The organism is uncultured Candidatus Kuenenia sp., assembly GCF_900696675.1.
GTDB classification, from domain to species: Bacteria; Planctomycetota; Brocadiia; order Brocadiales; family Brocadiaceae; genus Kuenenia; species Kuenenia stuttgartiensis_A.
In genome coordinates this window covers 1-14,973 of the sequence record NZ_CAADGZ010000012.1, presented here as the reverse complement: position 1 = coordinate 14,973, position 14,973 = coordinate 1, and the positions used below count along the sequence as shown (strand labels likewise).

Here is a 14,973-nt window from a genome sequence, read left to right as displayed (position 1 = left end):
GGAGATACGGCCACCACGCCTCTTAGCTTTATAGTTATCCCTATGAATAAAACAAAACCTCTACGTAAGAGAAGTTAATAACTGACTGGAGATGAAGATGGCAAAGACCAAAGAGAATAGCACAAAAGAACCTGTCCGCGTGCAACGCACAGGCGGGGAACCGATTGAAAAGCAGCTTTGGAAGGCAGCAGACAAGCTCCGTAAGAACATTGACGCAGCAGAATACAAGCACATTGTGCTCGGTTTGATTTTCCTGAGATACATTTCCGATGCCTTTGAAGACTTACATACCAGACTGAAAAACGGCAAGGGTGAATACACCGGGGCAGACCCCGAAGATAAAGACGAATACAAAGCAGAGAATGTCTTCTTTGTCCCGGAGATTGCCCGTTGGTCATATCTACAATCCAAAGCAAAGCTCCCCACCATAGGCAAAGAAGTTGATAATGCGATGGATGCCATCGAGAAGGATAATCCCTCACTCAAAGATGTGCTGCCGAAGGTCTTTGCGCGCGGAAATCTCGACCCGACAAGCCTTGGCGGTTTAATAGACCTTATTGCTAACATTGCCCTTGGCGATGCAAAAGCCCGCAGCGCCGATGTGCTTGGTCATGTGTTTGAGTATTTTCTTGGTGAATTTGCACTTGCTGAGGGTAAAAAGGGCGGGCAATTCTATACTCCGCGAAGTGTTGTTGAGTTACTGGTGGAGATGCTTGAACCGCATAAAGGCCGGGTGTTTGACCCCTGTTGCGGCTCAGGCGGTATGTTCGTTCAGTCGGAAAAGTTTGTTGCTAACCATCATGGCAAGGTAAACGATATTTCCATTTACGGACAAGAAAGCAACCAGACCACCTGGCGGCTGGCAAAGATGAACCTTGCCATCCGAAGCATTGACAGTTCACAGGTCAAATGGAACAACGAAGGCTCATTCCTGAATGACGTTCACAAAGATTTAAAAGCAGATTTCGTTATCGCCAATCCCCCCTTTAATGACAGCGACTGGAGCGGCGATTTACTCCGCAAAGACGGGAGATGGAAATACGGCGTGCCTCCGGCAGGCAATGCAAATTACGCATGGATACAACAATTCATTTATCATCTTAGCCCCAGCGGTATTGCCGGTTTTGTGCTGGCAAAAGGTTCGCTCACCTCCAAGACTTCTGGTGAAGGCGAAATCCGCAAACAATTGATTGAAGCAAGGTTGGTGGATTGCATTGTGAATCTGCCAGCTAAGCTGTTTTTAAATACGCAGATCCCCGCCTGCCTCTGGTTTTTAAGCAGGAATAAAGCCAATGGTAAATTCCGAAACCGTACCGATGAAATCCTGTTTATTGATGCCAGAAATGAAGGACGCCTGATTAACCGCAGAACCCGCGAATTATCTCAGGAGGATATTGCCCGCATATCAGAAACCTATCATAAATGGAGAAATTCACCCACCCCTAACCCCTCCCAGGAGGGGAATATATCTCCTGGTTTATCCCTTAAGAGAGGTAAAGTTGCATCGGGAAAAGGAAAAAAGTCCCTCCTTGGGGAGGGTGGCTCGAAGAGCCGGGAGGGGTACAGGGACATCCCCGGCTTTTGCTGCTCCGCATCCATTGAACGCGTGCGAGAACTGGATTATGTGCTTACGCCGGGACGATACGTAGGTTTGCCTGATGACGAAGACGATTTTGATTTTAAGGAGCGGTTTACCAGTTTGAAGAAGGAATTTGAAGAACAGTTGAAGGAGGAAGAGAAGCTCAATGCACTAATCAAGGAAAATCTTAAAAAGGTAAAGCTGGTATGAGAGGCAACATCATCAAAACCAATGATTACAAGCGGTTTATTCAGGAGATAAAACAATGTATTCAATCAGCGCAGATCAAAGCGGCGGTTGCGGTCAATCAGGGGCTTTTGCGTCTATACTGGGATTTGGCTGAGCAGATGGTTACCAAACAAAAAGAGACCGCATGGGGAGATGGCTTTATCAAGCAAATGAGTCGGGATCTGCAGTCTGAATTTCCTGATATGAAAGGATTTTCTGAACGGAACCTGAAATATATCCGTCAGTGGTATATGTTTTTCAAACGGTGTGATACAATTGGGCAACAGCTTGTTGCCCAAATTCCCTGGGGACATAATATCGTCATAATATCCAAATGTAAAAGCACTTTAGAGGCCGTTTTCTATGTTCAAAAAACAATTCAAAATAACTGGTCAAGGGCGGTACTGACGCATTACATCGAAAGCGGTTTATATGCAAGAGAAGGAAAGGCTATTACCAATTTTAAAACTACCCTTCCCGAACCCCAATCGGATTTAGCACGCCAAACCCTCAAAGACCCTTACAACTTTGATTTTTTGATGTTGCGGGAAAAGCACGATGAAAAAGAACTGGAAGATGCCCTGATCAATCATGTCACCAGATTTTTGTTGGAATTAGGAGCAGGCTTTTCTTATATCGGAAGACAGTTCAGATTGGAAGTTGACGGCGACGAATTTTTTATTGACCTGCTATTCTACCATGTCCGATTACATTGTTATGTAGTAATTGAACTCAAGACAGCGAAATTTAAGCCTGAGTATGCAGGGAAACTCAATTTCTATATTTCGGCAGTTGATGGTATTTTGAAGACAGAACCGGACAATCCCACTATCGGCATTTTGATCTGCAAATCAAAAAATGATACGGTAGTGGAATATGCTCTGAAGGATGTCCACAAGCCTATTGGCGTGAGCGAATATATCATCACCAGAAGCCTGCCAGATGAGTTTAAGTCCTCTCTGCCAAGTATTGAAGAGTTCGAAGCAGAATTGGGAGGCGATGTCTGAATCATGATTAAAGAATCAAGAAAATCAAGGTTCAGGCAATGGAAAGGAGAAGCCGGTATGAGTAACATAGGAGCTAATGAAAAAGGTATCACAAAATGCGATACCATAAATTCCGACAGAATTCAATCATGCATCTATACAATCAGAGGCCTTCAGGTGATGCTTGATAGCGATCTGGCGGAACTGTACCGGATAGAGGTAAAAGCACTGAATCAGGCGGTAAGACGCAACATCGAAAGATTTCCGGTAGAATTTATGTTTCAATTGACTGATGATGAGCATAACTTTTTAAGGTCGCAATTTGTGACCTTAGAAACCAAAAAATCTTTGAGGTCACAAATTGTGACCTCAAACCAGAGAGGCGGAAGAAGATATCTGCCCTATGTTTTCACCGAACAGGGTGTTGCCATGATTTCGGCAGTGCTTAAAAGTTAAACTGTCGTAAAAATGAGCATTCAGATTATTTCTATAAAAGAATTTACTAAGGCACACGATAGATTTTCAATCATCGACGACAGAGATGTTTATCACTTCGGCGCTTCAATAAAAGATGTAAGCAAGAAATGGTTTTGCTTTATCCAAAATGGATAAATCTGCACTTGAACTTTTAGAAAATCTTAAAAAGGTTGCGGCTAATGAGTGAGAAAAAAGAAAATTTAGTTAAACTTGTTAAGCAAGCATTAAAAAAAGTATATGATGAACAAAAGTATCTTATAGATAATAAAGTACACGAACGAAGTATTGTTTTTTGGTTTGGTATTTATCTCTATGAACTTGTTAAAGATACCAAATTTTCTGAATACAATTTGGATTTTGAATACAATAGAAATTACAAACAACCTAAAAGCACAAAAAATTTTAGGGCCGGTACTTATCCAGATATTATTTTACATAAAAGAGGTTCAAACGAAGATAACCTATTAATTATAGAATTTAAACCTTATTGGGAAAATGACATTAACATAGATTTGAGAAAATTAAAAGACTTTACGGATAACAAAGGAAAGTATAAATACCTAATGGGTTTTTTGATAGTAATTGAAAAAGACCAACCTATTATAAAAAGTGTGATTAACGGTGAAGTTATTGATTATGAGTGAGTGGAAGAAATGCAAACTTGGTGATGAGTTAGAGCTTATTTATGGAAAAGGATTAAAGGAATCCGAACGTAAAAAGGGGAATTTTCCAGTTTATGGCTCAAATGGAATTGTTGGCTATCATAATGAATATTTAGTGAAGGCACCAGGGATTATTATCGGTCGTAAAGGTAGTGTTGGCGAAATTAAGTTTTCAAAAAAAGATTTCTTTCCAATTGATACAACATATTACGTAATTCTTAAAAATGATAATGACATTATTTTTTTCTACTACTTCCTTCAGACTTTACAATTAAATGAAATGAATTCGCACAGTGCAGTTCCAGGTCTAAACAGAAATGATGTATACGCAATAGATGTTGCAGTCCCCCCGCTCCCCGAACAATGCGCCATCGCCTCAGTCCTTTCCAGTCTCGACGACAAAATAGACCTGCTCCACCGCCAGAACAAAACCCTCGAAGCCATGGCCGAAACGCTTTTCAGGCAGTGGTTCATAGAACCCTCCCTTAATCCCTCCCAAAAGGAGGGAAATGCGGATGAAGGGTGGGAGGAAGATAGTCTTCTCAGACTTGTACAATTAGTTGGTGGCGGTACTCCAAAAACATCAATTACCGACTATTGGGATGGTAATATTCCATGGTTAGCTGGTGGGGATATAGCTTCAAACCATAAATCTTTCGTACTCAATACAGAGAAAAGAATAACAGAAAACGGCTTAAATAACAGTTCCGCCAAACTCTTGCCAAAATATGCAACAGTAATTTCCGCAAGAGGGACAGTTGGGAAATATTGTCTACTTGCTCAACCGATGGCCTTCAGCCAATCCAATTATGGGATTCTGCCACTAATTGATAATTGCTACTTCTTCACATACCTGCTCATAAATCATGTGGTAGAGGAATTACAGGCTTCGGCATATGGTAGTGTTTTTGATACGATAACAACTACAACCTTCAAAGAAAACAAAGTCTCAATTCCGAACGAATTAGAAATACGGTCTTTCGAAAATTTAGTTTCGTTGTATTTTCATAAAATTTTCCAGAACAAAGCTCAAATCGGTACCCTTGAAAAACTGCGGGATGTGCTGCTGCCGAAGTTGATGTGCGGGGAAGTGAGGTTGAAGATATGAGTATTAAACTAAAACACGATGCTTCATCGTCTATTGATGGAACAATTTATCAGTTTTATATTGCTATTGACAAATGCTTTGAGCTACTTGACGGTGAAAAAGTGATCATTGAAAAATATGGAGATGTGACTGTCTCCGATAAGTATCAAATAGAAGTTAAACATTATCAGGAAGACTTAACAGATTTGCATGAAAATATTTGGAAGACAATTGATAACTGGCTACAAAATGCTTTTGATGTAAGCCATTATAAAAATCTAATACTTTTGACAACTCAAAGATTCGGAGTAAGTTCGTCATTCAAAGAATGGAATAGCAAAAATAAAGATGAAAAAAAGCAAATATTGGATGATATTTTTCAGAAATATAATCAACAAAGTAAAAAAAGTGAAAGCACAGAAAAGTTGCTTAATTCAGTCTTGGATGGTAATAAAACAGTTAAGCTCCTTGATCTATTAGAAAAGTTCATAATCCTTGATTCTTCGGCAGAAGACGGTGCGTGTTATGAACAGATAAAACAAAAGCATGGCAAATCTGTTTTGTCTTCAAATACAGATGATTATATAAACTCATTAATGGGCTATTTGCTTTCACCGACAGTTAGAATTGGTGAGATATGGGAAATTACATATCAAGATTTTACTTCCAAAGTAGGATCATTAGTAAATCAATTTAGATCGGGAACCATTGTTTTTCCAAAAAAATATGCAAATCTAAAAGTTGGCGATGTTGAAGTTAATCAACATAACGAACATTTATTTGTTAAAAAGATTGAAGATATAGATTACCACGAGGTAAAAAGTAAAGCTATTTCAGAATATGTGCGAACCAATCATACTATTTCTCAAGAATTAGGAAGGTATGCAATAGGCAGAGACCACTATAATAGCTATGAGCAAGAAATAATAGATACCTATAATCCTGCTTATAGTAAAGCTTCAAGAAATACAGACAAAACAAACTGCATTAAAGATTCAAAAAACTTTTATGATTCAATAACTGGTTCAGAGTCTCCGCAATTTATACATTTTAACGATACTCCAAAGTATTTTCGAAATGGTCTTTTGCATAGTATGGCAAACGATGAGGAGAAAAATATCGTTTGGAAATTAAGGGTGGATGAAAATGAGTAAATTTGCAGATAGCATATATCAAATACATAATAATCCATTTGTTTTAGCCCCATTATTTGTTGAGTTTTTCCGATATATACGGCCAAAACCCCAAAATATACTTTTAGCTTATTTAGTGTTGCCATTGGTTTTGCACGAGGACAGCAAGCAATGGCTTGTTGGTGCAAAAATTACAAGTTCAATACATACATTCTGTAATAAAAAAAAGAATATTTTTGGACTCCAAGAGCGAGTGAGACTATATAAATATTTAACAAATCAGTGTCTCCAATATGCAATGGATAATCAAATGATAAAAATAAATGAAAATCTAATTGTTGAAGTCTTGATACCAGAAAATAAAACAGTAGAAAATTTGAGAGAATCTCTAAAAGCAGCATCAAATTTATATAAAGTTTTTAGAGAGTTAGATGTTGTTGCCATTTATAGATTATTGGGAGTAAAAGAGCTATGAAAAGCTATCTAAAATACATTGGAGTTATTGATAAATCCGACAAAGTACATTTTGTTAAGTTTAGCTCTGGTGTAAATGTAATCACTGGCAAATCATCTACCGGTAAAAGTGCGATGATTGAGGTATTTGATTATTGTTTTGGGAGTTCTGAATTTACTATCCCTGCAAGAATTATTACTGATAATGCTCAGATCTATTTTATTGTATTGTCAGTCAAAGAAACCAATATTATTTTGGCAAGAAGCCCAAACAAAAAAAAAGCGTTTTTAAAAGAAGAGACATCTTTACCAGATATAGAAAATTTATCAATGGAATATTTTGAAGATAGTTTTTTCATTGCTATTGATAATTTCAAATTAGCACTTGGGCGATATTTTGGACTCGAAATAGTTGATACTGACGAAGATTTGCAAGATAGAGAATACAGAAAGAATAAGAAGAAGAAAGAAAGGCCATCTATAAGAAATATGACACCTTTTATGTTGCAACATCAAAACTTAATTGCCAATAAACACGCAATTTTTTATAGGTTTGATGAAAAAGAAAAAAGAGAGCAGACTATAGAGCAATTTAAAATATTTGCTGGGTTTGTTACTCAGGAATATTTTACAGTTAAACAAAAATTAGCCGATGAATATAGAAATTTAAAAAGGTTGGAAAATCAGCAGAAAAATATCAAAGAACAACATGAACAAAACAGTAAAGAACTTGAAGGGATGTTAAAAGAATTTGTTGCTATCACTGGAAATGAGTTGTTTGACGTGAAAGCAAAAGCTGTTTTGTTAAACCCCGCAAACTATTTAAACCAAATACGAATTAAAAAAGTTGTGTCCAACTATGAATCACAGGAAGCTTTAAGGCAGTTGCAAAAATTGAAAGAACAAAAAAATACTTTATATGCACAACAAAGAACTCTCCAAATAAAACTCAATGACATAACCTCATCGGTAGAGTATGCGAATAAGTACAGAGAACATTTAAGTAGTCTTCCAGAAATAGGAGATGCAAAAATTCATTTGTCAGAATGCCCATTTTGTAAAACTTCAAATGAAATTATTTCTATTGAAGCCAATTTGTTATCAAATGCAATTGAGTGGCTTAATAATGAGTTAGGCAAATCAACTTACTTATTAGACTCTTTCGAAGCGGATAGAAAGAGCTTAGAAGAGGAAATTAAAGGAATCAAGAGCCAAATATCAAATGTCTATATTGAAATCAACATGCTTGAGAATATCACAAAAGATTTACAAGCAAATCGTGATTTAGATGAACAAGGATTAAAAGTAAAATTGAAAATTGAAAATCTTTTAGAAAACCTAATTGATAAAAATATTTCAAATCTTGAAGAAAGTATCAAAAATTCAAAAGGTGAAATAAAAAAACTCCAAGGAATACTTAGAGATAAATTTAATGTCGAACAAAAGCTCAAAGATGCCAAATCTTATATTGACGATGCAATGAAGCAAATTGGTGAGAATTTCGATTTTGAAGATTCATACAAGCCAATTAATTTAAAATTTTCATTGGAAAGTTTTGAGCTTTGGCATGAAGAAGGCCAAGGCGAAAAAATTTATCTTCGTTCCATGGGAAGTGGTGCAAATTGGTTGTATAGCCACCTTACGCTTTTTATGGCACTTCATAAATATTTCTGCTCATTAGGTAATAAAGCTTTAATTCCACCAATTTTGTTTTTAGACCAACCTAGTCAAGTATATTTTCCAACATCTATAGATAACGATGAAAACTTTGATGCTAAAAAATTAAAAGAAAAAGAAGGTGCGCAAGAAAAAACTGATGAAGATTTAAGCGCAGTTGTAAACTTGTTTAATCAAGTGGTTAAATTTTGTTCTGACACACTCAAAGAAACTGGCATTGAACCTCAAATCATTATCACAGATCATGCAGATAATTTAAATTTGGATACTGTTGAATTTGAATCATTGGTGAATAATCGAAGATGGAGAAAAAGAGGTTTCATTCTGTTATCTGAAGAAAAGGAAGATAAGCTACAATAAAACTCTTGAAAATAATTTGACGAAGATAAGTGTAATAATATTGGGTAACGATGGGACAGTTGCCGAAGATATTTATGATAGAGATTATTCTAATGAACAAAATCACCGAATCCGCCATCGAACAATTCACCATCAAATTTTTCGAAAAATCCAGCTATCAATATGCCTACTTAAGTAATGAAAAATTGAAAATGGATAATGAAGAATTATGAAAGAAAATGTCGTAGAAGACAAAAGCTTTGCTTTTGCTGTACGGATTATCAATTTATACAAATTCTTGACAGAAACCAAGAAAGAGTTTGTGTTGTCGAAACAGTTGTTACGTTTTGGAACATCAATTGGGGCATTAATACGGGAAGCTGAACATGCCGAAAGTAAAGCTGATTTTATCCATAAACTATCCATTGCATTAAAAGAAGCAAACGAAACGGACTATTGGATTGAATTGTTATTCAAAACGAATTTTCTATCAGAGAACGAATACAACACAATTAAAGGAGATGTTTTGGAATTAATAAAGCTACTTGTATCAATAATAAAATCAAGTAAAACAAAATAGTAATTATCAATTTTCCATTATACATTACCAATTATTATGTACGAATTCGCCATCGAACAATTCGCCATCGAGCTGCTCGAAAAATCAGGCTATCAATACGTCTACGGCCCCGATATTGCGCCCGACAGCCAGACGCCTGAACGACAGTCCTTCGAGGACATCCTGCTCATTGGGAGGCTTACGGCTGCCGTGTCCCGTATCAATCCGAACATCCCTGCGGATGCAAGGGAAGACGCGGTAAAACAACTGCTCCGTCTTAATTCGCCCGAACTTATATCAAATAACGAATCCTTTCACCGGATGCTTACCGAAGGCATTAATGTAAGCTACCAGAAAGATGGCAACCGCCGCGGCGACCTCGTATGGCTTGTTGATTTCAGCGACCCGGAGAACAACGACTTTTTGGTGTTGAATCAGTACACTGTAATAGAGAACCACGTCAATAAAAGGCCCGACGTTGTGCTTTTCGTGAATGGATTGCCGCTGGTAGTTATCGAACTAAAAAATCCTGCCGATGAAAATGCTACCGTCCACTCCGCCTTTCAGCAGATACAAACCTACAAGCAGGCGATTCCCGGATTGTTTACATACAATGGTTTCATCGTTATTTCAGATGGGCTGGAGGCCAGGGCAGGGACAATTGCCTCCGCTTTCAACCGTTTTATGGCGTGGAAGACGGCTGACGGCAAGGTTGAGGCCTCGCCTCTTATCGGACAGTTGGAAACGTTGATTAAGGGGATGCTTTGCAAGAGTACACTCTTAGACCTTGTCCGGCATTTTATTGTTTTTGAAAAATCAAAAAGAGAGGACAGAGAAACCGGTATTATCACTATACAGACAGTAAAGATACTTGCAGCGTATCATCAGTATTATGCGGTGAACAGGGCCGTTGAATCAACGATTAGGGCGGCTGGGTATGTACCCACCCCTTGCCCCTCCCAGGAGGGGAATATAATTTTAAGCCCCTCCCGAGAGGGGAATATAATTTTAGACCCCTTCCAGGGGTGGAACATAATCTCTGATCCTTCTCAGGAGGGGAACATAATTTCCGGCCTTTCCAGGGTGGGGAATATAGATTCTCGATCCTCCCATGAAAACGACAAAACAAAAAGTCTCCTTTGTGTTGAGGGAAGAACAAAAAGTCCCCTCCCGGGAGAAACAATAAAAAGTCCCCTCCTGGGAGGGGATTCAGGGGTGGGTGGAAAGAGAAAAATCCTTCCCTATAATCCAAAACTCAAGGAGTTGGCAAGAAAACTGAGAAAAAATATGACGCTTTCAGAAACTTTGCTATGGAACCATTTAAAGCAAAAGAAAATGCTCGGTTTTGATTTTGACCGTCAACGGCCTATTGACGAATATATCGTTGATTTCTATTGCAAGGATTTGATGCTGGCAATCGAAATCGACGGTAGTAGCCATAGTTTTGAAGAAGTTTATAAGAATGACAAAAAAAGACAGGAAAGACTTGAATCATTGGGTGTGCGTTTCTTGCGCTTTCATGATTTGGATGTAAAGAAGAATTTGAGCGATGTTTATAATGCTATAGTACGATGGATTAAAGAGCATCAAGATGATTTAGTAGGAAGAATACCCACCCCTAACCCCTCCCAGGAGGGGAATATTGTTTCAAATCCCTCCCAGGAGGGGAATATTGTTTCAAATCCCTCTCAGGAGGGGAATATAATTTCTAAGCACTCTCAGGAGGTGAATAAATACACCGATTCCTCTGAGAAGACGAATAAGCCCCGCCCTGGGGAGGGTGGCTCGGAGAGACGGGAGGGGTGCATAGTGGAATCGCCTGAAAGTTATGGCGTACCGGGTGTAATATCCCAACCAATCGGCGACCGAAAAGGCGGAGTTGTCTGGCATACACAGGGCAGCGGTAAATCTCTTTCCATGGTTTTTTATACGGGAAAAATTGTCCTTGCAATGGACAACCCCACGATATTGGTCATTACCGACAGAAACGATTTGGACGACCAGCTTTTTGATACGTTTGCATCTTCAAAACAACTCTTGCGTCAGGAGCCGGTGCAGGCTGAAAACCGGGAACATTTGAAAGAACTCCTGAAGGTTGCTTCCGGCGGTATTGTTTTCACCACCATTCAGAAATTCCAACCCGATGAAGGCAATGTTTACGAAAGGCTTTCAGACAGAAAGAACATCATTGTTATTGCAGACGAAGCCCACCGCACGCAGTATGGTTTTAAGGCTAAAACCTTAGACGCAAAAGACAAAAACGGAAGCATTGTCGGCAAGAAGATTGTTTACGGCTTTGCCAAATACATGCGCGATGCCCTTCCCAATGCTACCTATCTTGGGTTTACCGGTACGCCGATCGAAAATACCGACGTCAACACCCCCGCGGTGTTCGGAAATTACGTTGACGTCTACGATATATTGCAGGCCGTGACCGATGGCGCAACGGTGCGGATTTACTACGAAAGCCGTCTGGCAAAGATTACCTTGAGCGAAGAAGGAAGGAAACTGATTTCATCTCTTGATGAAGAATTAGAACAGGATGAATTAACGGAAACCCAGAAAGCCAAAGTGAAATGGACACAGTTTGAAGCCCTTATCGGGAGCGCAGACAGGATACGGCAGGTTGCGCAGGATATCGTTACTCATTTCGAACAACGGCTGGAAGTATTCGAAGGCAAGGCAATGATTGTCACCATGTCGCGCCGGATTGCCGCCGAACTTTATGCTGGAATAATAAAAATACGGCCACAGTGGCACAATGACGACTTGCGAAAAGGTGTCATAAAAGTGGTTATGACCTCCGCCTCATCCGATGGCCCGGAAATTTCAAAACACCACACCACAAAAGAGCAGCGGAGGACTTTGGCCGACAGGATGAAAAATCCGGAAGACGAACTCAAACTTGTTATCGTCCGGGATATGTGGCTTACCGGTTTTGATGTGCCATGTCTGCATACCCTTTACATTGATAAGCCGATGAGGGGGCATAACCTGATGCAGGCAATTGCGCGTGTAAATCGTGTGTATAAAGATAAGACCGGCGGTCTCATTGTTGATTATCTCGGTATTGCCGCTGACCTTAAAAAAGCCTTGTCGTTCTACTCGGATAGCGGCGGCAAAGGTGACCCGGCCGTTGCGCAGGAAAAAGCTGTTCAGCTTATGCTTGAGAAGCTTGAAATCGTTTCGCAGATGTTTCATTCATTTGCTTATGAGGAATACTTTGAAGCCGACACAGGCAAAAAACTGTCTCTTATTCTTGCCGCTGAAGACCACATTCTTGGATTAGATAACGGGAAAAAGAGGTTTGTTGATGAAGTAACGGCGCTGTCCCAAGCCTTTTCAATTGCAATCCCGCATGAACAGGCAATGGACGTTAAGGATGAGGTCGCGTTTTTTCAGGCGGTAAAATCCCGGCTGGCGAAATTCGATAGCTCCTCTACCTTTGGGAGAGGCGGGGGTGAGGGTTTAGAAACGGCGATACGGCAAGTCATCGATAAGGCGCTCGTTACGGAGCAGGTCATAGACGTTTTTGACGCGGCGGGTATTAAGAAACCGGATATATCGATTCTTTCCGAGGATTTTCTTGTCGAAGTTCAAAACATGGAACACAAGAATATTGCCCTTGAGGTGCTCAAGAAACTTCTGAATGATGAAATCAAGGCGCGGGTTAAAAAGAATTTGATACAGGGTAAGTCATTAATGGAGATGCTTGAGAATTCCATCAGGAAATATCACAACAAGATTCTGACAGCAGCCGAGGTAATTGAGGAACTCATTAAACTGAGTAAAGAAATCAAGGAAATGGATAAAGAACCTCAGGAAATGGGGATGTCGGATTTCGAATATGCCTTCTATACGGCAATCGCTAATAATGATAGCGCACGGCAATTAATGAAAAAAGACAAATTGCGGGAATTGGCCGTTGTCCTGTTTGAAAAGGTAAGGGAAAATGCATCAATAGACTGGACAATCAAGGAGAGTGTAAAGGCTAAATTGAAGGTGATTGTAAAAAGGATATTGAGGCAATATGGTTATCCACCGGACATGCAAATGCTGGCAACCGAAACAGTGTTGAAACAAGCAGAATTGATAGCGGATGAAATAACAAAAGGAAAATAAGAGCCGTCTGTGCCATCACCTGAGGTGAGCTTGGCGAACCAATGACTCCGACGGGTAAGAGTGCTAACAAGGCGCTGGTTTGGGATTTTAAAAGATCCGGCTTCGCCTCCACTTTTAAAATCCGCACATTGCGACGTTAGGCTAAAATAAAGAAGGAGGAAAACGATGTACACGCTTTATAAAATAAATGCAAATGAACCAGATAGTGTTTCCTAAAAGGTTTGAAAGCGATGTTTAAAAATAAAGAGATTGAATAAGTTTTACTGTATGCTGTCAATGTAGGAATAGCTTTTTTATTTGGAAGGGAAAGCTTCCCCGCTCCCTATCCATGTAATAGTTCTGCCGTTTCTGTGTTATACAATTTGCCATTAATTACTTGTTTCATTTCCCACTCCCTTCAATAAAAAAGGCAAACTAAACATCCCTGTATGACGGTACAAAAATGCCGTTCGCCTTTGGTTGCCTGTTTTATCAGGCATATTCTCTATGGCGTCCGTCAACGCCAGTATTTGCGTACGATTACCGTACTTTCAAACTATTGTCAATTCCATTTTCTTATGTGTTCTTATCTGCTTTATTTTGCATTGACGTGATTTGTTCTAATTGTTAGTATGAATTCGTGAATGATAAGCAAAGAGAAAATATATCAAAACTTTTGTTTGATTTAGTTAAGCTTACTTATACCGGCATTATTATCGGCGGTATCATATTGCCAAAAGGTCTTAACCTAACCCATATAATACTTGGTGTTATGCTTTCCACTGCTTTCTTTGGTGTAGGTTATTGGTTTACCAGAAAGGAATAAAACTATGGATTCCCTAAGTTTGTTTTTTATACTTGTTCTTGCTGTTTTACTTATCGGCTTTGGCATTGCGTATTATCAGGAACGTAAAAAGAAACACAGTCATTAAAACCGTTCAAGGTGAGTTATGCCCGCTTCTTTCAGGATGGATGTTTTTGTTTTTGGTGGCTCTACATCGTGTGAAGCCACCACTTTCTTATGTTGATTGCTACCCTCATGGTATTCATTTTTCGGCAATTCCTTGGAAAACTCCCCGATCCGCCTTTCTGCACGTAGCTTTATTTCGGCTATATCGTTCCTGCAACTGTTCAAACTTCTTTGCGTCGTGTTTTTCGTGTTCAATATGTCCAAATGATATTGTGAAATTTCGTAACTATTCAGCGTAATCTATTAAACTACCGAAGCACAACTCGTTCTCAAACCTTGTACTGAACATAGTGAAGTATCTGTTTGGGAACGTAATGGCAATGGAAACTACATTCGCGGGTTCAGGTTTGTAACCTGAACCAAACGTTTTATACTTTCAATCCAGCCTTCTATTAGCAGAACAAATGACAAATAAATTCCAGATTCCAAACAGGGATTTTGTGATTTGGGCATTGGAATTTTACCGCAGTACATGGCCCCATTATACGCATAAACTCATAGGTTCAGGTTGCAAACCAATGTCATTAAGTTAAGCAAACGGCCGCAAAAGTCCCCCTTAATAAAGGGGGAAAAAGGGGGTTGTTTTTAATAAAATAATTCTTAACACCTTAGTTATTTGAAAAATCCAAGGGGACATAAAAAACAATGTAGCCCCTTTAGGGGCGGTCTGTTTGTAGCGCAATAAAATTCAACAGGTAAATAGCTCCGTAGGAGCGGCCTGT

Annotated in this window: 14 protein-coding genes; 13 read left to right on the top strand and 1 reads right to left on the bottom strand. The window is 39.2% G+C overall.

Features of this window, described 5'->3' with window-relative positions; translation table 11 throughout:
- Window positions 1-97 precede the first annotated feature (97 nt).
- From QZT26_RS03605 to QZT26_RS03545, 13 genes are all read left to right on the top strand, one after another.
- A complete protein-coding gene (locus QZT26_RS03605) occupies window positions 98-1,789 on the top strand; it encodes a class I SAM-dependent DNA methyltransferase (RefSeq protein WP_295100714.1) in 1,692 nt (563 codons plus the stop codon).
- On the top strand, window positions 1,786-2,814 hold the full coding sequence (locus tag QZT26_RS03600; protein WP_295100712.1) for a PDDEXK nuclease domain-containing protein: 1,029 nt from the start codon (window positions 1,786-1,788) through the stop codon (window positions 2,812-2,814). The genes QZT26_RS03605 and QZT26_RS03600 overlap by 4 nt, the downstream gene beginning before the upstream one ends.
- A 3-nt stretch (window positions 2,815-2,817) precedes the next feature.
- On the top strand, window positions 2,818-3,249 hold the full coding sequence (locus tag QZT26_RS03595) for an ORF6N domain-containing protein (RefSeq protein WP_295100710.1): 432 nt from the start codon (window positions 2,818-2,820) through the stop codon (window positions 3,247-3,249).
- A gap of 12 nt (window positions 3,250-3,261) precedes the next feature.
- On the top strand, window positions 3,262-3,405 hold the full coding sequence (locus QZT26_RS03590) for a hypothetical protein (RefSeq protein WP_295100708.1): 144 nt from the start codon (window positions 3,262-3,264) through the stop codon (window positions 3,403-3,405).
- Window positions 3,406-3,449: 44 nt separating this feature from the next.
- Window positions 3,450-3,914: a hypothetical protein gene (locus QZT26_RS03585; protein ID WP_295100705.1), complete on the top strand. Its 465-nt coding sequence runs from the start codon at window positions 3,450-3,452 to the stop codon at window positions 3,912-3,914.
- Complete coding sequence (locus QZT26_RS03580; protein ID WP_295100703.1) at window positions 3,907-5,040, top strand: restriction endonuclease subunit S; 1,134 nt, start codon at window positions 3,907-3,909, stop codon at window positions 5,038-5,040. The genes QZT26_RS03585 and QZT26_RS03580 overlap by 8 nt, the downstream gene beginning before the upstream one ends.
- Window positions 5,037-6,173, top strand: a complete 1,137-nt coding sequence (locus QZT26_RS03575; protein WP_295100700.1) for a hypothetical protein — start codon at window positions 5,037-5,039, stop codon at window positions 6,171-6,173. Before QZT26_RS03580 ends, QZT26_RS03575 begins: the two co-directional genes overlap by 4 nt.
- Entirely contained in the window at window positions 6,166-6,627 is a 462-nt protein-coding gene (locus QZT26_RS03570; protein WP_295100699.1) for a three component ABC system middle component, read from the top strand. The genes QZT26_RS03575 and QZT26_RS03570 overlap by 8 nt, the downstream gene beginning before the upstream one ends.
- Entirely contained in the window at window positions 6,624-8,642 is a 2,019-nt protein-coding gene (locus QZT26_RS03565) for a DUF3732 domain-containing protein (protein ID WP_295100696.1), read from the top strand. The genes QZT26_RS03570 and QZT26_RS03565 overlap by 4 nt, the downstream gene beginning before the upstream one ends.
- 74 nt (window positions 8,643-8,716) lie before the next feature.
- Window positions 8,717-8,854, top strand: coding sequence for a hypothetical protein (locus QZT26_RS03560; RefSeq protein WP_295100693.1), 138 nt, complete (start codon window positions 8,717-8,719; stop codon window positions 8,852-8,854).
- The gene (locus QZT26_RS03555) at window positions 8,851-9,201 is read left to right on the top strand and encodes a four helix bundle protein (RefSeq protein WP_295100691.1); all 351 of its coding nucleotides are present in this window, start codon (window positions 8,851-8,853) and stop codon (window positions 9,199-9,201) included. Before QZT26_RS03560 ends, QZT26_RS03555 begins: the two co-directional genes overlap by 4 nt.
- A gap of 36 nt (window positions 9,202-9,237) precedes the next feature.
- Window positions 9,238-13,302 (top strand): HsdR family type I site-specific deoxyribonuclease, encoded by a 4,065-nt coding sequence (locus QZT26_RS03550; protein ID WP_295100689.1) that lies wholly within the window; start codon window positions 9,238-9,240, stop codon window positions 13,300-13,302.
- A gap of 619 nt (window positions 13,303-13,921) precedes the next feature.
- Window positions 13,922-14,107 carry a DUF6722 family protein gene (locus QZT26_RS03545; protein WP_295100686.1) on the top strand — a complete coding sequence of 62 codons (186 nt, stop codon included), beginning with the start codon at window positions 13,922-13,924 and terminating at the stop codon, window positions 14,105-14,107.
- A gap of 102 nt (window positions 14,108-14,209) precedes the next feature.
- On the opposite strand, the gene QZT26_RS03540 is transcribed toward QZT26_RS03545, so the two are convergent.
- Window positions 14,210-14,416 carry a hypothetical protein gene (locus QZT26_RS03540; protein ID WP_295100684.1) on the bottom strand — a complete coding sequence of 69 codons (207 nt, stop codon included), beginning with the start codon at window positions 14,414-14,416 and terminating at the stop codon, window positions 14,210-14,212.
- Window positions 14,417-14,973 lie beyond the last annotated feature (557 nt).